Below are 18,921 nucleotides of genomic sequence, written 5' to 3' on the forward strand. Positions count from 1 at the left end.
TCGTCGACACGTCGCTCAGTCGAGGAGTAGCCCGAACTCGCGCACGGGGGCGCCGGCGGGCGAGCGGTGCAGCGCCGACGGCGTCATGCCGAGTCTCTGCGCCACCGCGACCGAGGCGGCGTTGTCCGCGTGGATCATCGAGACGAGCCGCTCGATCCCGCGCTCGCGAGCCAGATCCACCGCGATCCGGGCGGCGGCCGTCGCGAGCCCGCGGCCCCAGAACCGGCGGCCCAGCCGCCAGCCGGCCTCGAGCGAGCCGGTCGGCCCCCAGGGGTGGCTCCAGGGAAGGATGCCGGCGAAACCGGCCACCTCGCCGTCGCTGACCACGCTGAACAGGCACAGCCCCGTGCGCTCGGCCAGCTCCTGCTGCCCGTGGACCAGACCCGCGTAGTACTCCCGGTCCCGTACCTCGCCCGAGCCGACGAACCGCATGACCTCGGCGTCGTCGAACAGCTCGAACCACGGGTCGGCGTCGGCGTTCGTGGGCACCCGGAGCTCCACCGCCGTCACCGACCCGTCTTCTCGGCCCGCCGGCTGCGCCGCTGGGCCCAGAACACGCCGGACAGGATCAGCAGGAGGAACGCGTAGATGCCGGCACAGATCGCCACGAGGGCCCCCGGCATGACGACGTCGTTGCGTGCCCGGTCCTCCTCGGGATGCCAGCGGGCCAGGTCCGTGTCGCCGTCGTAGAGGGTGCTCGGGCAGTCGTACAAGGTCCCTGTCCGCCCGTCGCCGTCGACCACGACGAGCTCCGAAGGGTTGCGGCAGGAGCGACCGAGGCCGGCGTCGTCGGCGTCCACGGTCACCACCTCGGTCACCGTCACCTCGGTCTCGGGCTGGTTCCAGTAGTCCCAGTCGCTCATCGACGAGAGGACGCCGGCACCGACGCAGACGACGAGGAGGATCAGCGCCGCCACCCAGAAGCGCTCCAGCAGTTCCTGGATCCGCTGCTGCCGCGAGCTCACGACGTGGCGACGCGGTCCAGGATCGCGCGGGCCAGCTGCTCCGGTGCCTGCTCCGGGATCCAGTGCGTGACGCCAGGCAGCTCGACGAAGCGGTAGTCGCCGGTCACGAACTCCTCGCACGCCTCCGCGGCGGTGCGGCCGATGGCGACGTCGCCATCGCTCCACACGTAGGTGGTGGGCACCCCGACCTTGTCCACCTTGATGTCGGAGCTCATGGCGCGGTACCAGTTCAGCGCCGCGGTGAGCGCGCCCGGCGCGGACAGCACCGCCACGTACTCGTCGACCGCCTCGGGCGGGATCCCGGTCTCGCCCTGCTGCCCGCCCTGGAGCATGCGGCGCAGTCGGCGCGCGTCGTCGGCGAGCAGCACCTCCTCGGCCTTGCCCTGCTGCCAGAAGAGCCGGATGTAGGCCGACCGCTCCTTCTGCTCGGGGTCGATCCGGAAGGCGGCCGTGTACGCGGCGGGGTGCGGCACCGAGACCGCGGTGAGCGAACGGACCCGGTCGGGGTGCCAGGCGGCCATCGTCCAGGCGACGTTCGCGCCCCAGTCGTGGCCGACGACGTCGGCCACCGGGATCTCCAGGGCGGTCATCAGGTCCGCCGTCACCTGGGCCAGGTTCTGCATCGCGTAGGCGTCGACGTCGGCCGGTCGCGCGCCGGGGGAGTAGCCCAGCTGGTCGGGCGCGTAGGTGCGCAGCCCCGCCTGGGTGAGCAGCGGGGAGACCGCGGCCCACGACGCGGAGGTCTCGGGGAAGCCGTGCAGCAGCAGCACCGGCCGCCCGTCCTCGGGTCCGTCGACGCGCACGTCGAAGGTCAGGTCGCCGACATCGGTCCGCAGCAGCTCTCCGGGCATGCCCTGGACGCTAGCCGGGAGCAGGTCCGCGCGCTGGCAGCACTACCGTCGAGCCCGTGACCAGCGAGCGCGAGTACGTCACCGCCCACCTCGAGGACCTGCACGCCGACCTCGACGCGTGGCTGCGGATCCCGTCGATCTCCGCGGACCCGGCGCACGCCGGCGACGTCGCCGCGAGCGCCGAGTGGCTCGCCGAGGCGCTGCGCCGCACCGGCTTCCCGACCGTGGAGATCTGGCCGACCGCCGGCGCCCCGGCCGTCTTCGCCGAGTGGCCGAGCGCCGACGCCGGAGCTCCGGTCGCCCTCGTCTACGGCCACCACGACGTGCAGCCGGTCGATCCGCTGGAGCTCTGGGACCGCCCGCCGTTCCAGCCGACCCGCGTCGAGGGCCCGGACGGCCCCGAGCTGCACGCCCGCGGCGCCATCGACGACAAGGGCAACGTCGCGTTCCACCTCCTCGGCATCCGCGCACACCTCGCCGCCACCGGCCGCGCCACCCCCGCCGTCACCGTGAAGCTGATCATCGAGGGCGAGGAGGAGTCGGGCTCGCCGCACTTCGAGGCGCTGCTCGAGGAGAAGCGCGACCGCCTGGCCTGCGACGTCGTCGTCGTCAGCGACACCGGCATGGCGGCACCTGACGTGCCCAGCGCCGTGACGGCGATGCGCGGGCTGGCCGACGCCGAGATCACCCTGCGCGGACCCGCCGTCGACCTGCACTCGGGTTCCTTCGGCGGCGCGGTTCCCAACCCGCTGCACGCGATGGCCGAGCTGCTCGCGAAGCTGCACGACGACCAGGGCCGAGTGACCATCCCCGGCTTCTACGACAAGGTGCTCCCGCTGAGCGATCGGGAGCGCGAGCTGATGAGCCGGGTGCCGTTCGACGAGCAGGCGTGGCTGGCCGGGCCGGCCGCCTCGCGGGCCACCTACGGCGAGGCCGGCTACAGCACCCTGGAGCGCACCGGCGCCCGCCCGACCGCGGAGGTCAACGGCATGTGGGGCGGTTACACCGGCCCCGGCCACAAGACGATCATCCCGGCCGAGGCGCACGCCAAGGTCACCTTCCGGCTGGTCTCGGACCAGAAGCCGCAGGACATCGGCCCGCTGCTCGAGAGCTGGGTGGCCGCGAACGTCCCGGCCGGCATCGAGGCCGAGGTGCACACCCCGCCCGGCGGCGTCGCCCCGTGCGCCAGCGACCTGGACTCCCCGCACATGGACGCCCTGCTGGCGGCCATCGGGCAGGCCTTCGACTGCGACCCGGCGGACGTGCTGTTCACACGCGAGGGCGGGAGCGGCCCGGAGGCGGCGATCGTCGAGGCGCTCGGTGCCCCGCTGCTGTTCCTCGGCGCCGGGCTGCCGACCGACCGCATCCACTCGCCGAACGAGCGGGTGCTGCTGCCGATGCTCTACCGCGGTGCCGAGGCCGCCGCGCACCTCTGGCGCGAGCTGGCCGCCCGGGCGTCCTAGAGCGTTCCGACGACGACGGTGGCGCCCCGCTCGTCGTCGGTGACCAGCCGGGCGGAAAGGCCGGCCGCGGTGACCAGCTCCAGCGCGTCGGCTACCTGAATCTCGCCGCACTCGAAGAGCAGCGAGCCGCCGGGAGCGAGCCAGGAGCCGGCTTCGGCCGCGACCCGGCGGGCGAGCGCGAGCCCGTCCGGTCCACCGTCCAGGGCGGCCCGCGGCTCGTGGTCGCGGGCCTCCGGCGGCATGAGGCCGAGAGCCGCCGTCGGCACGTAGGGCACGTTCGCGGTGAGGACGTCGATCCGCCCGCGGAGCTTCCTGGGCAGGGCCTCGACGAGGTCGCCCTGGTGCACGGAAACATCGGGCAGGTTGCGGCGGGCGCAGGCCACGGCCGCCGGGTCGACGTCGGCCGCGTGCAGCTCGATCCCCGGAACCGTGACGGCGACCGCGGCGGCGACGGCGCCCGACCCGCAGCAGAGGTCGACGACGACGCTGCCGGGGCGGGCGAGTCGAACCGCCTCCTCGACCAGCGCCTCCGTCCGTCGGCGCGGCACGAAGACCCCCGGCGCGACGGCGATCCGCAGCCCGCAGAACTCCGCCCAGCCCAGCAGCACCTCCAGCGGCGCACCGGCCACGCGCCGCGCCACGAGCACCACCAGGTCGTCCGGAGTCGTCGCGGCGTCGGTCAGCAGACGCGCCTCGTCCTCCGCGAAGACGCAGCCGGCGGCGCGCAGCCGGCGGACGACCTCGGCCTCGGTGCGGGCAGGCGGCACGGGTCCTCCGGTGGCGGTGGGGTGGACGAGGAACGCCCTAGGCTGGCGGGGTGACCGGAGCCGGGCAGACCCCTCCACCGGGCTGGTACCCCGATCCCAGTGGCGCGCCCGGGATGGTGCGCTGGTGGGACGGGGGTACCTGGGCCGACGTCATGATGCCCGCCGGGCCGGGCGTCGCCGTGCGCAGCGCTCCCGGCACCCCCGCCGCCCGACCCGAGCCGGCGATCGAGCCGACGAAGGAGTCCGCGCCGTCGCCCGGCGGTTCCCGGCTGTGGACCGCCGCAGTCGTGGTCGTGGTCGTGATCGCCGCGGTGATCGGCACGGTGCTCGCCGTGCGGTCGGGTGGCGACTCCGACCGCGTCGCCGGCCCGCCGTCCTCGGGTGCCCTTCCCGATCCACCGGTGGCCGGACCCACCTTCCCGCCGGGAACCGTGCGGATCATCGACCGGGCCGCGGGCATCTCCTATCCCTTCCTCGGCGAGGGCTGGTCGGAGTTCACCCTCGGGCGGATGGACGAGACGACGGAGACCCTGGGCCAGTTCTTCACCACCCAGGACGACACCCCCGACGGCGGGCTCTTCATCTCCCAGTGCACCTCGGGACCGGTCTCACCGCTGTACGGCGGCGCGGCGGACCTGCAGGCGACGGTGACCGGGCTGGCCGCCAGCGTCCGCGGCAACTACTACCCGGGACCCAACGAGCAGGAGGTGCTGCGCGACGAGCCGCGCACCGTCGACGGCCGCGACGCCCACCTCTACGAGTTCCAGCTGACCTGGGACGTCGAGGGCTACGACGCCACCGGCGAGCGCGCCGCGCTGCTGCTCATCGACGTCGGCCGCCCGGAGCCGGCGCTGCTCTACATCTCCATCCCGAACACCCACGCCGAGCTCTACGGCGTCATCAACCGGGTGATCGACGCCGTCGACGTGCTGTGACTGTGCACATCGTCGTCCTCCGGACGACACCGCGGCCAACGGCCGTCCCCGGCTGAGCGGAGCCGCTGCCCGTGTCCCGGTCGGGGACCCTCCGGGCCCCGCGACCGGTCCACACCGCGGCCAGTAGTCGTGCCCCTGCCGCGCTGGGCATCGGCCCCTACCGCCGTGGCCACCCCCTCGGCCGGGGCATCAAGGCGGTGACCGGACGGCGGGGTGTCTCCGCCCGCGGTTAGTGTCGGTCGTGTGAGTGCAGCTGGTACGGAACTGACCCTGCGGCACCCGATCGAACGGTTCACGCTGGACAACGGGTTGCGGGTCGTCCTCGCCCCCGACCGCAGCGTGCCGGTGGTGGCGGTGAGCGTCTACTACGACGTCGGGATGCGCAACGAACCCGAAGGGCGGACCGGCTTCGCCCACCTCTTCGAGCACATGATGTTCCAGGGGTCGGCGAACGTCGCGAAGATGGAGCACGCCCGGCTGGTCCAGGCCGCCGGCGGCACGTTCAACGGGTCGACTCACCAGGACTACACGAACTACTTCGAGGCGCTGCCCACCGAGGCGCTCGAGCGCGCTCTCTTCCTCGAGGCCGACCGCATGGCGGCGCCGGCGATCACCGAGGAGAACCTCCGCAACCAGATCGACGTGGTGAAGGAGGAGATCCGGGTCAACGTGCTCAACCGGCCCTACGGCGCCTTTCCCTGGCTGCAGCTGCCGCAGATCGCGTTCGAGAGCTTCGCCAACACCCACGACGGCTACGGCTCCTTCGTCGACCTGGAGTCCTCCACCGTCGACGACGCGACCGACTTCTTCCACCGGTACTACGCGCCCGGGAACGCCGTGCTGTGCATCGGCGGCGACCTCGACGTCGCCGAGACCGAGGCGCTCGTCCGCCGCTGGTTCGGCCCCGTGCCGGCGCGCGACGTCCCGCCGCTGCCGCCGACCGGTGAGCCCTCGCCCACGAGCGTGCGCTCCGCCGTCGTCGAGGACCGGCTCGCCACCGCCCCGGCGCTGGCGCTGGGCTGGCGCGTGCCCGACCCCGTCGGCGACTTCGACACCTACCTGGGCACCGTGCTGCTGGCCGAGGTGCTCAGCGAGGGCGACGCGTCCCGGCTGGAGCGCCGGCTGATCCACGGCGACCGCACCGCGATCGCGCAGAGCAGCTACGTCGGCATGTTCGGCGACCCGTTCGACGTCCGCGACGCCACGCTGCTCACCACCCAGGTGCACCATCCGGCCGGCGTGCCGGCCGAGCGGGTCACCGCCGCGGTGCACGAGGAGATCGACCGCATCGCGCAGGACGGCGTCGACGCCGACGAGCTGCGCCGGGTGCAGGCCCGCATCGAGGCGCAGCTGCTCCAGCAGGCCGACTCCATCCTCGGCCGCACGCTCTCCTTCGCCGCGGCCGAACTCGTCCACGGCCGCGCCGAGCTGGCCGGCGAGCTGGCCGCGCGCCTCGCGGCCGTCACCCCCGGGACGGTGCAGGCAGCCGCCCGGGGACTGGATCCCGGCACCGTCGCCATGCTCGAGCTGCGACCCGCCGGAGGCGCCCGATGACCGACGTCCAGACCTCGCTGATCCCGCCGCTCGGCGAGCCCCGTCCCCAGCCGGTCCCGGTGGCCGAGGAGACGACGCTGCCCAACGGGCTCCGGGTCGTCGTCGTCCCGCGCCCCGGGGTGCCGCTGATCGAGCTGCGCCTCCGGGTGCCGTTCGCCGCTGCGAGCGCACGCAACGCCGGCGTCCACACTGCACGCGGCGCCGTGCTCTCCGGCGCCGTGCTGCTGGGCAGCCAGCAGCACGACCAGACCCAGATCGCGCAGCTGCTGCAGACGCACGGCGCGGAGCTCTCCGTCGCCACCGACGCCGACCGGCTGCTCTTCGCCACGACGCTGCTGCCCGGCGGGCTCGGCCCCGTCCTCGACGTGCTCGCCGAGCTGCTCACCGGCGCCGCATACCCGGCCGACCAGGTCGAGGGGGAGCGGGACCGGCTGGCCGAGCGGATCGCCATCGCGCGCACCCAGCCCGGCACCATCGCCCGCTCGGCACTGGCCGCCCGCCGCTACGGAGCGCACCCCTACGCCATTCAGCTGCCTGACGCCGAGCTGGTCTCCGCGGTCCGCGCACCGGCTCTGCGCCGGCTGCACCGTGAGCGGGTCCTGCCGGCCGGCAGCATCCTGGTGCTCGTCGGTGACCTCGACCCGCGGGCCGCGACCGAGACCGTCGCCGCCGCACTGGACGCCTGGACCGGCACCGGCAAGGCGGTCGAGGCGCCCCCGGTCACCGAGCAGCGCCAGGGCGGCATCCAGGTGGTCGACCGGCCGGGGGCCGTGCAGTCCAACCTGCGTCTCGGCGGTTCCGCACCGCGCCGCACCGACGACGACCTCCCGGCGACCCGCCTGGCCGCCATGATCTACGGCGGGTACTTCTCCTCCCGGCTGGTGGAGAACATCCGCGAGCGGAAGGGCTACAGCTACAGCCCGCGCAGCGCCCTCGAGCACCAGCGTGCGTCGTCGTCGTTCCTCGTGGACGCCGACGTCGCCACCGAGGTCACCGGCCCGGCGCTGCTCGAGACCCTCTACGAGCTCGGCCGGATCGCGCTCACCCCGGTCACCGAGGCCGAGCTGGACGCCGCCCGGCGGTACGTCCTCGGCAGCATGGCGCTCTCCACGGCCACCCACGCGGGGCTGGCCAGCACCATGTCCGCGCTGCTCGGGGCCGGGATGCCGGCCGACTGGCTGCGCACCCACCAGCAGGACCTCGCCGCCGTCACCGTCGAGCAGGTGCAGGCCGCGGCCGCACGCCACCTGGCACCCGAGGCCCTGACGGCGGTCGTGGTCGGCGACGCCGCCCGGATCGCGACCGAGCTCGCAGCCCTGGCGCCGGTCGCCGTGACCGGGAGCGGCGAGGGCGCATGACTCCCGACGGGCGGCCGCTGCTCTCGCGGGCGGTGCACGACCGGGCGCACCTTGCCCGGCTGCTGCCCGACCCGACGGGTGGCCGCCCGGTCCGGGTGCTCACCGTCGACGCTCAGCGCGCCGTGCCGGTCCAGGAGGGGCCGTCGGGGCCGCAGCTGGTGTGGGACGAGCGCCCCGAGCTCCCCACCGGCGCGGTCTTCCTCGGCGAGGCCGACGGCGTCCCGTACGCGGCGGTGCGCGGCGAGCGGGCGCTCACGGTGAACGGGCGCCCGGTCGACCTCTGGGCTGGCCTGCGCGACCTGGGCGCCGACCTCGGTGACCTCGACGCCGGCCTGCTCGCCCAGGCCATCGGCATTCTCGAGTGGCACGAGCGGCACCGGTTCTCACCGCTGACCGGCGCGGCGACGACCGTGGAGCGGGCCGGCTGGACGCAGCGCGACCCCACCACCGGCACCGAGTTCTTCCCCCGCACCGACCCGGCCGTGATCATGCTCGTCCACGACGGCGGCGACCGCGTCGTCCTCGGCCGGCAGGCGGTCTGGCCGGCCGGGCGGTTCTCCATCCTCGCCGGCTTCGTCGAGCCGGGGGAGTCGGCCGAGGCGGCCGTCGCCCGCGAGGTCGAGGAGGAGGTCGGGCTGCGGATCACCGACATCCGGTACGTGACCAGCCAGCCGTGGCCGTTCCCGCAGTCGCTGATGCTCGGTTTCGTCGCGCGCGCGGACCCGACCCAGGAGATCCGGGTCGACCCCACCGAGATCGAGGAGGCGCGCTGGTTCACCCGCGACGAGCTGCGCACCCCCGACGGTCAGCTCGCGGTGCCGCCGTCGATCTCCATCGCCCGGCACATCCTCGACCTCTGGATCAAGGACGAGCTCTAAGCCCAGCGCCCGCCGAGCACGAGGGCGGGCTTGTCCGGGTGGTCGGCGAGGACGACGGCGTCGGCCAGCGCGGCCGGGTCGACCTCGTCGTCGTAGCGGTCGAAGGCGGGCAGCGCCCACTGCTCGTCGGCCGGCGTCCGCCTGCGGCGCGCGGCGGGCGACATGCGCAGGTGCACGACGACGTCCAGCGCGAGCCCCACGCCCTGCAGCAGCGCGCCGGGGACCAGCACCACCGCTCCGGGTGGTGCAGGCTGCCGGGGCGCGCGGGCGGCCCGGTCGCGCGCGAGGTCCCACAGCACCGGCAGGTACTCCCCGCTGCCACCGGGACCCAGCGGGCCGAGCACCTCCCGGCTGAGCGCGTTCCCGTCCAGCCAGTCGGTGTAGCGGGCGTCCGGATCGGTGCGGCCGTGCTCCAGGCGCAGCGACGCCGGCCGGTAGAAGCCGTCCGCGGGGACGACCACGGCGCTGCGGCCCAGCGCCGGCAGCCGGTCGGCGATCGACTCCGCCAGCTGCTCCGGCCGGGCGACCTCCGGGCCGTCGACGGCGACGCGGAGAGCGACGGCACCCGGCTCGGGCGAGGTGTCCGCCAGCAGGGTGGCCAGGCGGTCGGCGAGGGCGTCGGGGGAGAGCGGTTCCGGTCGGGTCAGGACCGGCCGTCCGCGATGACGGCGCTCCGGACGGCCGGTTGCGGCCGCGGCACGAGAGCGCTGGCGACGCCCGGCGAGGCGAGGGCCGCCGCGACCGCCTGCGGCGCCGGATCGGTGGCCAGCCCGTCGAGCACCTCGCGGGCGAGCTCGACGACCGGCCGGCCCTGGGTCCGGGCCTGGCGACGCAGCTCCTCGAAGGCGGTCCGGGGGCTGGAGCCGTCCCGCTCGGCCAGCACGCCGATGGCCCGCTCGGTGGAGACCCGGGCGGCCAGCGCGTGCTCCAGCTGGGCGATGGTGCGCTCGAGCGCGGCGATGCGCGCGTCCACGGGGTCGGCATCCGCCGCCGGCCCGGCCGGCCCGCGGGCGGACCGGCGGGTGTCGCGGTCGGGCTCGGGAAGGCCACCGACCGCTTCGGCGACGAGGTCTGCCAGCGTCATGCCCTCGACGACGTCGGCGACGAGTTCACCGCTCACCGGTGCGGAGACCGGGATCACGGTCCATCCCCGCCGGGTACGGGCGAGGGCGACACGGGGGTGGTCAACGGCCGGGGCCGGGTCCGCGCCGAAGGACGCGGAACCGTCGATCTCGTCGGAGGGCCGGGGACCGGGGACCACGGGTGTCATGCCTCCGGGAGCTGCGCGAGCTGGGCCTTGACCTGGTCGATGCTCGGGTTGGTCAGAGCGCTGCCGTCCCGGAAGATCAGCGTGGGGACCGTGCGGTTCCCGCCGTTGGCCTGCATGACCAGGTCGGCCGCCGAGGCGTCTTCCTCGATGTTGACCTCGGCGTAGTCGATGCCGTCGCGCTGCATCATCTTCTTCAGCCGCACGCAGTAGCCACACCACGAGGTGGTGTACATCGTCACGGGGGCGCCGGGGGTCGTGGTCATCGCGGGGAGTCTCCCTGTTCGTGCCGAGCGGGTCCAGCCCCGTACCGGGGTGGCGTGCTGAAGATCCAGAACGTCCGTTCCCTGGGGATGCTTCCCGCAGCCTGTCGGCACGGACTGGGAGGATCGGCACGGACCCGTCAGGTCGGGGACGTGCGAGCGGGGAGGAACGGCGACGATGTCGCAGGCAGAGGCGGAGACCGTGATCAGCGGTCTCGACGACGAGCAGCGCGAGGCGGCGCAGGCGGTGTCGGGCCCGGTCTGCATCCTCGCCGGTGCCGGAACGGGGAAGACCCGCACCATCACCCACCGGATCGCCTACGGCGTGCACACCGGGAACTACGTCGCCGAGCAGGTGCTGGCGGTGACCTTCACCGCCCGGGCGGCCGGCGAGCTCCGCACCCGGCTGGCGGGCCTGGGAGTCGGCGGAGTGCAGGCGCGCACCTTCCACGCCGCCGCCATGCGGCAGCTCCGCTACTTCGCGCCCCGAGTGCTGGGCGGCCCGATGCCCCCGCTCATCGAGAACAAGCTGCGCGTCGTCGCCTCGGCGGCCACCCGCAACCGGCTCACCACCGATCGCACCAGCCTGCGCGACCTCGCCAGCGAGATCGAGTGGGCCAAGACGACGCTGGCGACGCCGGAGGACTACCCGGCCCGGGCCAAGGCGGCCGGCCGGGAGACGCCGTTCGAGCCGGCCGCGGTGGCCGCGGTCTACGCCAGCTACGAGTCGGCCAAGCAGCGCGACGGCGCACTGGACTTCGAGGACCTGCTCCTGGTCACCGCTTTCGCCATCGAGGAGCACCAGGACGTCGCCCGGCAGGTCCGCGCCCAGTACCGGCACTTCGTCGTCGACGAGTACCAGGACGTGAACCCGCTGCAGCAGCGGCTGCTCGACGCCTGGCTGGGTGGCCGCGCCGACGTCTGCGTCGTCGGCGACCCCAACCAGACGATCTACTCGTTCACCGGCGCGAACCCCGACTACCTGCTGGGCTTCGCCGACCGCTATCCCGACGCCACCGTGGTCAAGCTGGAGCGCGACTACCGATCGACCCCGCAGGTCGTCGGGCTGGCCAACAAGCTCATCGGCATGGCGCCGCGGCGCAAGGGCCTGCCCGGGCTGCGGCTCCTCGGCCAGCGCGCCGCGGGCGCCGAGCCGCGGTTCACCGAGTACCCCGACGAGCCCGCCGAGGCCGCCGCCGTCGCTGCTCGCTGCCGGGCCCTGATCGACGAGGGGATGCCCGCGGCGGAGATGGCCGTCCTCTTCCGCATCAACGCGCAGTCCGAGGTCTACGAGAACGCGCTGGCCGCCGCCGGGGTGCCGTACGTGCTCAAGGGCGGGGAGCGGTTCTTCGAGCGGCCCGAGGTGCGCGAGGCCGTGCTGCTCCTCCGGGGTGCCGCCGCCGGCGGCAACGAGCCCGGGATGCTCGTGCCCGCGGTGCGCGACGTCCTCGCCTCGACCGGGTGGGCCGAGCACCGGCCACCGCCCGGAGGAGCGGCGCGGGACCGCTGGCAGTCGCTGGCCGCGCTGGTCGACCTCGCCGTCGACCTGGTCGAGGAGAACCAGTCGCTGGACCTGGCCGGCTTCGTCACCCACCTGGCCCAGCGCGCCGATGCCCAGCACGCGCCCACGGTCCAGGGCGTCACGCTCGCCTCGATGCACGCGGCGAAGGGCCTGGAGTGGGACGTCGTCTTCGTCGTCGGCCTGGTCGAGGGCGTGCTGCCGATCGCCCAGGCGCTGAGCAAGCCCGAGGCGGTGGAGGAGGAGCGCAGGCTCCTCTACGTGGCGATCACCCGTGCCCGGGAGCAGCTGTCGCTCTCCTGGTCGCTGGCCCGGAACCCGGGTGGACGCCGGGCGCGGCCGCGCAGCCAGTTCCTCACCGGCCTGGCTCCGGAGTCCGGACCCACCGCCCCGCCCGCCCGTCGGCCGGCGAAGAAGGTCAAGGTCGTGCTCGAGGGTGAGGCCGGTGAGCTGTTCGAGCGGCTCCGCGCCTGGCGCAGCCAGGCGGCCGCGACCCAGTCGGTGCCGGCGTACGTGGTCTTCTCCGACGCCACCCTCCAGGCGATCGCGGAGAGCCGTCCGGCCAACCTGCGCGAGCTCTCAGGGCTGCCCGGAGTGGGCAGCAAGAAGCTCGAGCTGTACGGCGAGGACGTGCTCGCGACGGTCACCGGCTGAAGCAGGACCACCGCTCCTCGAACGCCTCGCACGCTCGGCGCGGGCCCCTGAAGGGCGGCCGACGCGCCTGCTGCGGCGACGTCCGTTTATTCGTTTGACCGCATCTCGGCCGGGCCCCTAGGGTTCTGACCCACACGAGCTGCGCCCCGATGCGCCCGGCCGACCGGCCGGAACGCGGAGAGAGAAGGGAGGGGCACTTCGATGATCACCCTGAACACGACCGCCACCTCCGCTGACCTCCGCTCGGGTGGCGGCAACGCGATGGGCACGTCGGCCGCCCCGTTCGGCGCCACCGGTCTGTCCGCCTGGGCCTGCACCGCTGCCGTCGTCGGCACGCGACGCGAGCGGCCCACTGCTGAGCGCTTCCTCGCTCCCGCATACCTGCACCAGAACGACAGCACCACCCTCGGGATCCATTCCTCGGGGAGACCGCAGAGCTAGCGCTCGACCGGTCCTCCTCGAGGCCGCGGAACCCGAACCCGGGATCCGCGGCCTTTTTCTTTCCTCCGCGGCGCCCGGCCCCGACTTCGGTCGGCGGACCCCCGCCGGCCGTACCCGACGAGTACGAGGAGGAGCGGCAGTGCAGCAGACGATCGACCGCCCGACGTCCCACCGCCGACCCGGTCTCCCGCGGACCAACGGCCCGACGCCGTTCAACCCGCGCCCGCCCCTGTCACCGGCCCCGGTGCGGCGCCCGCTGCCGTGCCGGGTGGAGGACCCCGAACTGTGGTTCGCCGAGAGCCCGACCGACCTGGAGCGCGCGAAGGGGCTCTGCGGCACGTGCCCGTTGCGCCAGCAGTGCCTGGCCGGCGCGCTCGACCGCGCCGAGCCGTGGGGCGTCTGGGGCGGCGAGATCTTCGAACGGGGCGTGGTCATCGCCCGGAAGCGGCCTCGCGGCCGGCCCCGCAAGGTGGTCGCCGCGTGAGCCCCGCAGCACAAGACGAGCAGTCCCTCACCAGAGCGAAGGAACCAGCGATGATCCCTCTCGAGTACGACACGGCTCGCAGCAGACTGCACGAGCTGCAGGCCGAGGCGCAGGCCGCCGCCCGCGCTCGCCGGCTCTACCTGGCGCGTCGGGCCACCCGTCGCGCCGAGCGGGCGGTCCGGCGGGCCGCCCGCGCCAGCGCCGCCGTCTGAGCACACCGCGATCCTCCGGACCGCACCCCCGATGGGGGCGGTCCGGAGGATCGCTCAGTCCTTGAAGCCGGGGAGCCACTCCTCGAGCACGGCGCGCCAGGGCGCGTCGGCGTCGAGCTGACAGAGCACGCCGATCGATCCGATCGTCACCCGGTGGATGAGCAGGTAGGCCGGTGGGAGGTTGAGCTGGCGGCCGAGGCGGTTGGCCTCGGTCCGCGGGTCGGCGATGCGGGCGGCCTGCTCCTGCATCCACGCGCGGGTGAAGTGGAAGTGCGGCTCGGCCACCGGCTCCAGCAGTGGACGCAGGTAGTCCAGGACGCCCTCGGGATCGATCTCCATCCCGGGTCGCACGAACCCCTCCGAGCGGAGGTCGGCGAGCACCTCGGGCGCCCGGCCGGCCAGCGCCCAGCGCAGCAGCCGGCCGATCGGCTCGGGGTGGCCGTCAGGGAGCCTGGCGGTGGCGCCGAAGTCGATGACGCCCAGCCGGCCGTCGGGCATGAGCCGGAAGTTCCCGGGGTGCGGGTCGGCGTGCAGCATCCCGGCCCGCTGCGGGCCCGAGAAGTGCAGGACGGCCATCTGGCGCCCGGCGCGGTCGCGCTGCTCGCGTGTGCCGTCGGCGATGATCCGGGAGAGCGGCGTCCCCTCCATCCACTCCGAGACGACGACCTTCGGCGCGCTGGCCACCACCCGGGGCACCGCGATCTCCGGATCGTCGGCGTAGGCCGCGGCGAACGCCCGTTGCGCGTCGGCCTCCAGGCCGTAGTCCAGCTCCTCGGCGACCCGCGCCTTCAGCTCGGCGATCAGCGGCTTGACGTCCAGGCCCGGGAAGAGCGAGGAGAACAGCCGGGCGAACCGGGCCAGCTGGTTGAGGTCGGCCATGAGCGCCGTGCCGGCGCCGGGGTACTGGATCTTCACCGCCACGTCGCGACCGTCGCGCCAGGTCGCGCGGTGCACCTGGCCGATGCTCGCCGCGGCGGCGGGGGTGTCGTCGAACTCGCGGAAACGCTGCCGCCAGGTGCCGCCGAGCTGCTGGGCGAGGACGGCATGCACCGTCCGCACGGGCATCGGCGGCGCCTCCTCCTGCAGCTTGACCAGCGCCTCGCGGTAGGGGGCGGCCATCTCCTCGGGGACGGCGGCCTCGAACACCGACAGGGTCTGCCCGAGCTTCATCGCGCCGCCCTTGAGCTGGCCGAGAACGGCGAACAGCTGCTCGGCGGTGCGCGCCTGGAGCTCGGCGCTGACGGCCTCGGCCGACTGCCCGGACAGCCGCTTGCCCAGTCCGAGGGTCGCCCGGCCTGCGGCACCGAGGGGGAGCGACGCCAGGCGGGCGGTGCGCGCGACCTGTCCTCGCGGCATCACAGGTCGCTCGTCACTCACACGTCCTCCTCGCCGGCGCCGGGGAGAGCGGCGCCGTGTCGTGTCCGGGAGCAGGGTTGGACTCGCTCGCCGTCCATTGTCCCCTGCGGCGGCACCTCCGCGCCCGGAGGAGGGGCGACGACCACCGGGTCGGGGTTCCCGGAGGTCGCCGCCGCCCCGCACCCGCAGGACGGGTGCGCGGGCCAGCGGCGGACCCGGGGGAGCAGGTCGGGCGGCCGCAGCTCGACCGTCGCGTCCAGGGTGAGCGGCGCTCCCGCGTCGTCCAGGTAGGCCAGGACCTGGCCGGCGGCCAGCAGTGCGGTGAGCAGGCAGGTGAGCGTCGATCCGCTGGGCGGCGGTTCGGACGCCACCAGCTGGGCGGCCAGGCGCGGCCAGCGGGCGTCGGCGTCGCGGCGGTGCAGGTCCCCGCAGCGCAGGCAGCTCGTCGCGCCGGGCACCACGAGCGGACCGACCACGCCCGTCTCCCCGCGGACGGTGGCGACCAGCTGCGCACCGCCGTCGGATCCCTCCGCCGTCAGTGGGTCCGATGCCGCCCACGGCCCGGTGAGCACGGTGAGATCGGGCGCGACGCCGGCCGGGAGCGGCCGCAGATCGGTCAGCGGGCTGGCCCGCCGGATGGCGTCGGCTGCCGCCAGGGACCGGGGCCGCCCCTCGTCCTCGGTGGTGAGTCCGCCCACGATGGCGTCGGCGGCCCGCACGAGCCCGGAGTCGCGCACGACCACCCGTCCGACCCCGCTGGCCGCCAGCATCGAGGCCAGCGGTGTGCCGACCCGCGTGGCGCCCTCGACGACCACCGCGGACAGCCCGCGTGCCCGCCACACCGCCGAGCCGGGGGACTGCGTGGCGGACGGCAGCTCGACGACGGCCCGCGCGGACGCCGCCGGCCCGGCCCCGCTGGCCAGGAGGTCCGCGGGGTCGAGATCGGTCAGCAGACCGGTGCTGCGCAGCGCCGCCAGGGCGGCGTCGACCAGGTGCGGGTCCATGCCGTTCCGCGCGGCCTCGGCTCGCACCCTCCGGTGGGAGCGCCGGCCGTCCAGCGCTCTCAGCAGCCGCGGCAGTCCGGGGACGGGATCGAGCAGCAGACCGTCGGTGGAGTCGACCCCGCCGACCTGCACGGTGCCGTCGTCACCCCGCAGGAGAGGCGTCGCGGCGGGAAGGAGGGGATGGACGCTGTCGCTCACCGGGGCAGGGTGGCAGTCCGCGGCCTGCTCCCGCTGTCGTTCTCCACAGGCCCCGACGGCGAACGGCGGCGTCCCGGGAGGGGACACCGCCGTTCGCGACCGCCCTGGCCGGGCGGGAAGGTTGTTTCAGGCCTTGCCGAGGATCCGGTTCATCTTCGTCCCGCAGACCGGGCACGTGCCCTGGGCCATCCGGCGGCCGGACTCGCTGACCTTGACCTCGCCGTCGAAGTCGCGCTTCTCCTTGCACTTCACGCAGTAGCCGTTGTAGCTCTCCGCCACGGGATCTCCTCGTCTCCGGGGCCTCCCGGCTCGCACGCCGGGTGCCGTTGCGCGAGGACGCTACCCCCGAACGCCCGGCCCGACCCCGTCGGCGGCCGGTGCCGGCGACGGCTCGGGCCCCCCGCCGGGAGGGCTCGTCGCACAGCGTCACCCACAGCTGTGGACAGACCTGTGGATGCACTGGGGACGCGCAGGCGTGTCCCTGTGCGCGCCCAGGGGACGGGCAGGGGACGCGTCGCGGTGCGCGACCGGGCGCAGCCGTCCGACCTGCGGAGATGCCCTCGACCGGGTGTGGACGGCATACAGCGGGCGACCTCGTCACCGAGTGGAGCGGCCGCCATGTCCACCGTCCGTGCGACCTGCACCCGAGTGGGTGCCCGTGCGCAGGCGCCATTCCCGATCCGTGTCTTACGGTGCCTCCGTGCCCGTAACCCGTCCCGACGCCGCCGCCGTGCCCGATCCGGCGGACGACGACGTCGTGGAGGTCCGGCGCAGCCCCCGCCGACGGCGCACCGTCACCGCATATCGCGAGATGGGGCGCACCGTCGTCCTCATCCCTGCGGCCTTCAGCCCGGCAGAGGAACAGCGCTGGGTCGCGCAGATGGTGGCCAAGCTGCGCGCCCGGGAGGAGCGGCGCAAGCGCTCACTCGGCGGGGACGGCGAGCTCCTGGCCCGGGCACGGACGCTGTCGGCCGCGCACCTGGACGGGCTGGCGGACCCCGCCAGCGTCCGGTGGGTGGAGAACCAGCACCGCCGCTGGGGGTCGTGCACCCCGGCCGACCGGACGATCCGGCTGTCCAGTCGCCTGCAGTCGATGCCGGACTACGTCGTGGACTACGTCCTCGTGCACGAACTGGTGCACCTGCTGGAACCCAGCCACGACGAGCGCTTCTGGGCCCTGGTGGCCCGCTACCCCCGCGCCGAGCGGGCGCGGGGGTTCCTCGAGGGCGTCGAGCTCGCCGCCACCGCGGGCGCCGCGAACCTCGAGCCCAGGGCCGACCTCGTCGACTGAGGAAGGACCCTCCTGCCCCCCACCGCTCGCACGCTCGCGGCGGGGCCTGCAGGAGGGCCGTTCCAGCACGTCATCCGCTGGCGGAGTCCTCGTCGTCGTCGTCGCGGCGGGCGTCGTCGGCGGTGAGCTGGGCCAGTTCGTCGTCCAGACCCTGACGGGCGACGAAGTCCATCGGCTCGTCCAGGTCGTCGGAGGTGGGCAGCAGGTCCGGGTGCGACCAGAGAGCGTCCCGGGCGTCGCTGCCGTGCTGCTGGGCCATCGCGCCCCAGACCGTGGCGGCGTCCCGCAGCCGGCGCGGCCGCAGCTGCAGGCCGACCAGGGTCGCGAAGGTCTGCTCCGCCGGGCCGCCCGAGGCCCGACGACGGCGCATCGTCTCGGCCAGCGCGCCGTGCCCGGGCAGCCGGTCGGCCGCAGCCGCCGCGACGACGACGTCGACCCAGCCCTCCACGAGTGCCAGGAGCGTCTCCAGCCGGCGCAGCGCCATCTGCTGCTCGGGAGTCTCCGCGGGCTCGAGCAGCCCGGAGCTCAGCAGTCGCTGGATGCTCTCCGGGTCGCTGGGGTCCAGCCCGCCGCCCATGCCGCCGGACATGGCCTCGTTGATGCCGCGCTCGATCGCCTCGCGGTCGATGGTGATGCCGCGGGCGTAGGCGTGCACCGCGTCCTGCAGCTGCTGGCGCAGCCACGGGACGTGCGCGAACAGGCGCTGTGACGCGGCCTCGCGGAGGGCGACGAAGAGCCGCACCTCGTCGGCGGGCCGATCGAGCCCCTCGGCGAAGGAGGCCAGGTTCTGCGGCACCAGGACGCCGGTGCCGGCGGGGGCGAGGGGCAGGCCGACGTCGGTGCTGGTGAGCACCTCCTCGGCGAGCTTGCCGAGCGCCTGACCCACCTGGGCGCCGAACATGACGCCGCCCATCCGGCCCATGATCCCGGCGATCGGGCCGAAGGACATCGCTGCTTCCTGGGGGAGGGCACTGGTCATCGCCGCCACCACCCGTTCGGCGAGCGGGTCGATGAGCGCGCCCCAGGCCGGCAGGGTCTTCTCCACCCACTCCACGCGGGACCACGCGGCGGTGCGCTCGATGCCCGAGGGCAGCTCCGTGACCTGGTCCAGCCACAGGTCGGCCAGCCGCAGCGACTCCGCGGCGGCCGAGCGCTCCGCGTCCGAGGCGGGCTGGTGCCCGGCGGCCAGCGAGCTGATCGCGCCCTGGCGGGCGAGGTCCCAGTTCACCGGGCCGCCGGACCAGTTCATGAGCTTCTGCAGCTCCGCGAACAGCGGCATCTTGCCCAGCACGTCCTCCGGCGACCCGCCGCCGGCCATCCCGCCGAACAGGGCGCCGAGACCGAACGGGTCACCGGCGGGGTTGCCACCCTGGTTCGGGTCGCGGCGCTCGGGGTCGCGGTCGGGCGGGCCGAAGCCGAAGGGCACGTCGCTCATGGGTCCACGGTAGACGCGGTGATCTT

At 74.5% G+C, this 18,921-nt stretch carries 21 protein-coding genes; 10 read left to right on the plus strand and 11 right to left on the minus strand.

Annotated elements, in window-relative coordinates; genetic code table 11:
* Positions 1 to 15: 15 nt before the first annotated feature.
* The 3 genes from LBW97_RS15280 to LBW97_RS15290 are packed head-to-tail and all read right to left on the minus strand — an operon-like array spanning position 16 to position 1,816.
* Entirely contained in the window at positions 16 to 489 is a 474-nt protein-coding gene (locus LBW97_RS15280; protein ID WP_308010483.1) for a GNAT family N-acetyltransferase, read from the minus strand.
* 17 nt (positions 490 to 506) lie between these two features.
* Positions 507 to 965 (minus strand): hypothetical protein, encoded by a 459-nt coding sequence (locus LBW97_RS15285; RefSeq protein ID WP_224500219.1) that lies wholly within the window; start codon positions 963 to 965, stop codon positions 507 to 509.
* The gene (locus LBW97_RS15290) at positions 962 to 1,816 is read right to left on the minus strand and encodes an alpha/beta fold hydrolase (protein ID WP_224500220.1); all 855 of its coding nucleotides are present in this window, start codon (positions 1,814 to 1,816) and stop codon (positions 962 to 964) included. Before LBW97_RS15290 ends, LBW97_RS15285 begins: the two co-directional genes overlap by 4 nt.
* Before the next feature lie 56 nt (positions 1,817 to 1,872).
* Here LBW97_RS15290 and LBW97_RS15295 point away from each other — a divergent pair, with 56 nt between their 5' ends.
* A complete protein-coding gene (locus LBW97_RS15295; protein WP_224500221.1) occupies positions 1,873 to 3,279 on the plus strand; it encodes a dipeptidase in 1,407 nt (468 codons plus the stop codon).
* Here LBW97_RS15295 and LBW97_RS15300 read toward each other — a convergent pair.
* A complete protein-coding gene (locus LBW97_RS15300) occupies positions 3,276 to 4,046 on the minus strand; it encodes a putative protein N(5)-glutamine methyltransferase (RefSeq protein WP_224500222.1) in 771 nt (256 codons plus the stop codon). The genes LBW97_RS15295 and LBW97_RS15300 overlap by 4 nt on opposite strands.
* A 50-nt stretch (positions 4,047 to 4,096) precedes the next feature.
* Between LBW97_RS15300 and LBW97_RS15305 the strand changes: the two genes are divergently transcribed.
* The 4 genes from LBW97_RS15305 to nudC all read left to right on the plus strand — a co-directional run bounded on the left by LBW97_RS15305 (position 4,097) and on the right by nudC (position 8,771).
* A complete protein-coding gene (locus LBW97_RS15305) occupies positions 4,097 to 4,981 on the plus strand; it encodes a DUF2510 domain-containing protein (RefSeq protein WP_224500223.1) in 885 nt (294 codons plus the stop codon).
* 243 nt (positions 4,982 to 5,224) lie between these two features.
* Entirely contained in the window at positions 5,225 to 6,535 is a 1,311-nt protein-coding gene (locus LBW97_RS15310) for a pitrilysin family protein (RefSeq protein WP_224500224.1), read from the plus strand.
* Entirely contained in the window at positions 6,532 to 7,893 is a 1,362-nt protein-coding gene (locus LBW97_RS15315; RefSeq protein ID WP_224500225.1) for a pitrilysin family protein, read from the plus strand. The genes LBW97_RS15310 and LBW97_RS15315 overlap by 4 nt, the downstream gene beginning before the upstream one ends.
* Entirely contained in the window at positions 7,890 to 8,771 is an 882-nt protein-coding gene (gene nudC / locus LBW97_RS15320) for an NAD(+) diphosphatase (protein WP_224500226.1), read from the plus strand. Before LBW97_RS15315 ends, nudC begins: the two co-directional genes overlap by 4 nt.
* On the opposite strand, the gene LBW97_RS15325 is transcribed toward nudC, so the two are convergent.
* The 3 genes from LBW97_RS15325 to LBW97_RS15335 form a co-directional block, all read right to left on the minus strand.
* A complete protein-coding gene (locus LBW97_RS15325; RefSeq protein WP_224500227.1) occupies positions 8,768 to 9,232 on the minus strand; it encodes a uridine kinase in 465 nt (154 codons plus the stop codon). The genes nudC and LBW97_RS15325 overlap by 4 nt on opposite strands.
* A 182-nt stretch (positions 9,233 to 9,414) precedes the next feature.
* Positions 9,415 to 9,912, minus strand: a complete 498-nt coding sequence (locus tag LBW97_RS15330) for an ANTAR domain-containing protein (protein ID WP_224500228.1) — start codon at positions 9,910 to 9,912, stop codon at positions 9,415 to 9,417.
* A 125-nt stretch (positions 9,913 to 10,037) separates the two neighbouring features.
* Complete coding sequence (locus LBW97_RS15335) at positions 10,038 to 10,304, minus strand: mycoredoxin (protein WP_224500229.1); 267 nt, start codon at positions 10,302 to 10,304, stop codon at positions 10,038 to 10,040.
* A 175-nt stretch (positions 10,305 to 10,479) separates the two neighbouring features.
* On the opposite strand from LBW97_RS15335, the gene LBW97_RS15340 reads away from it, so the two are divergent.
* The 4 genes from LBW97_RS15340 (at position 10,480) to LBW97_RS15355 (ending at position 13,611) form a co-directional block, all read left to right on the plus strand.
* Positions 10,480 to 12,474: an ATP-dependent helicase gene (locus LBW97_RS15340; RefSeq protein ID WP_224500230.1), complete on the plus strand. Its 1,995-nt coding sequence runs from the start codon at positions 10,480 to 10,482 to the stop codon at positions 12,472 to 12,474.
* 201 nt (positions 12,475 to 12,675) lie between these two features.
* Entirely contained in the window at positions 12,676 to 12,915 is a 240-nt protein-coding gene (locus tag LBW97_RS15345; protein WP_224500231.1) for a hypothetical protein, read from the plus strand.
* 139 nt (positions 12,916 to 13,054) lie between these two features.
* The gene (locus LBW97_RS15350; RefSeq protein WP_374490072.1) at positions 13,055 to 13,399 is read left to right on the plus strand and encodes a WhiB family transcriptional regulator; all 345 of its coding nucleotides are present in this window, start codon (positions 13,055 to 13,057) and stop codon (positions 13,397 to 13,399) included.
* Positions 13,400 to 13,449: 50 nt separating this feature from the next.
* Positions 13,450 to 13,611: a hypothetical protein gene (locus LBW97_RS15355; protein ID WP_224500232.1), complete on the plus strand. Its 162-nt coding sequence runs from the start codon at positions 13,450 to 13,452 to the stop codon at positions 13,609 to 13,611.
* Positions 13,612 to 13,665: 54 nt separating this feature from the next.
* Here the strand turns inward: LBW97_RS15355 and LBW97_RS15360 are convergent, their stop codons facing one another.
* The 3 genes from LBW97_RS15360 to LBW97_RS15370 all read right to left on the minus strand — a co-directional run bounded on the left by LBW97_RS15360 (position 13,666) and on the right by LBW97_RS15370 (position 16,448).
* Positions 13,666 to 14,988 (minus strand): AarF/ABC1/UbiB kinase family protein, encoded by a 1,323-nt coding sequence (locus LBW97_RS15360; RefSeq protein WP_224500233.1) that lies wholly within the window; start codon positions 14,986 to 14,988, stop codon positions 13,666 to 13,668.
* Positions 14,985 to 16,169, minus strand: a complete 1,185-nt coding sequence (locus tag LBW97_RS15365; protein WP_224500234.1) for a ThiF family adenylyltransferase — start codon at positions 16,167 to 16,169, stop codon at positions 14,985 to 14,987. The genes LBW97_RS15360 and LBW97_RS15365 overlap by 4 nt, the downstream gene beginning before the upstream one ends.
* Before the next feature lie 126 nt (positions 16,170 to 16,295).
* A complete protein-coding gene (locus LBW97_RS15370; protein ID WP_012950213.1) occupies positions 16,296 to 16,448 on the minus strand; it encodes a DUF5679 domain-containing protein in 153 nt (50 codons plus the stop codon).
* A gap of 421 nt (positions 16,449 to 16,869) precedes the next feature.
* Between LBW97_RS15370 and LBW97_RS15375 the strand changes: the two genes are divergently transcribed.
* Positions 16,870 to 17,460, plus strand: coding sequence for a M48 family metallopeptidase (locus tag LBW97_RS15375; RefSeq protein ID WP_224500235.1), 591 nt, complete (start codon positions 16,870 to 16,872; stop codon positions 17,458 to 17,460).
* A gap of 70 nt (positions 17,461 to 17,530) precedes the next feature.
* Here LBW97_RS15375 and LBW97_RS15380 read toward each other — a convergent pair whose 3' ends face one another.
* Positions 17,531 to 18,895, minus strand: a complete 1,365-nt coding sequence (locus tag LBW97_RS15380) for a zinc-dependent metalloprotease (protein WP_224500236.1) — start codon at positions 18,893 to 18,895, stop codon at positions 17,531 to 17,533.
* Positions 18,896 to 18,921: the final 26 nt, after the last annotated feature.

This window comes from Blastococcus sp. LR1 (assembly GCF_020166105.1).
Classification (GTDB): Bacteria; Actinomycetota; Actinomycetes; order Mycobacteriales; family Geodermatophilaceae; genus Blastococcus.